2 protein-coding genes are annotated in these 1,051 nt (G+C 59.4%); both read right to left on the bottom strand.

The annotated features are described in order from the left end of the window. Positions 1-265 (bottom strand): hypothetical protein (locus tag EOA24_RS39045; RefSeq protein ID WP_127410882.1); only part of this gene is annotated, 265 nt, incomplete at its 3' end. After that, complete coding sequence (locus EOA24_RS39040; protein WP_127410881.1) at positions 262-963, bottom strand: ParA family protein; 702 nt, start codon at positions 961-963, stop codon at positions 262-264. The genes EOA24_RS39045 and EOA24_RS39040, both read right to left, overlap by 4 nt. Positions 964-1,051 lie beyond the last annotated feature (88 nt).

Below are 1,051 nucleotides of genomic sequence, written 5' to 3'. Positions count from 1 at the left end.
ATGCCAGCTTCAACCGGCGCTTTGTCTGCCGGTCGAGACTTACATTGACGAAGAAGTTTTCTCCCTTCACCCGTTCGCGCTTCACCCGCCGCAGTGCCTTTCTTGCCTGCTGCCGGATGTCGATTTCGACCTCCGGCTTGCTGCTTGGCGGTTCCGGCGATCTGGTCGCTATGTCTTGTTGGCGCACGTTGACGGGGTCAGCGGCGATCTGCTTTCGAGGCGCTGTCGCGAACTCATCAAGCGACAGGTTTTCCCGGCGGCTCATTCCACTTCCCCATTTTCGCCGCCAAGGTTGAGAAGCGTATCGATCTCTTCGACGACGCTCCGCGTCTCGCGGCGCGCCTTGGCGACTGCCTCGGTCAAATCCTGCATCTGCAGCGTACCGATGCCGTTCTGGATGTCCTTGTGGACGTTGCGCTCCATCACCTCGGTCCGAAACAGATAGGTGCCGACCTCGTCCTCGATGATCGGACGAATCTTGCGATAAAGCTCGGTATGACGAACGGTCAGCGAGACGCGCGTCCGCAGCACGCCATGCCGGCAATCGCGACCGAGCGCGTCGTTGACGCGCAGGACGGACTCGAAACAATCGATCGCCCCGAGCACCTCCCGCTTCGATGCTTGGATCGGCGAGATCACCAGGTCGGACCATCCGATCACCGGATCGATGATCGCGGTGTCCTCTCCCGGCGTGTCGATCAGAACGTAGTCAAAACTGTCGGCTGCACGATCCAGAAAGGCGCTAACTGCTTTGGCGGTCTTATGGCCAAGGACATCGATCCCCTCTGCCTGCGCTTCCTTTTCCCGGCAGTCGCTCCACCACTTGGTCAAATTGCTGCGGGCATCCATGTCGACCATCGCGACGGTCAGGCCCCGCAGAGCATACTCGCCGGCAATGTTCATGAGCGCGGTGGTCTTTCCTGCGCCACCCTTGCCGTTGATGGCGGAGATCACGGTCGGCATCCAGCGTTCTCCTACAAATATGTGTTTCTACTCACACACGAATCCATGTCCGTGGAGATGTGGATTCGTATGACTCCACGCTTACACG

Source organism: Mesorhizobium sp. M2A.F.Ca.ET.039.01.1.1 (assembly GCF_003998035.1).
GTDB lineage: Bacteria > Pseudomonadota > Alphaproteobacteria > Rhizobiales > Rhizobiaceae > Mesorhizobium.
The sequence above is the reverse complement of the archived record's forward strand: the minus strand, read 5'-3'. Positions and strand labels throughout refer to the sequence as shown.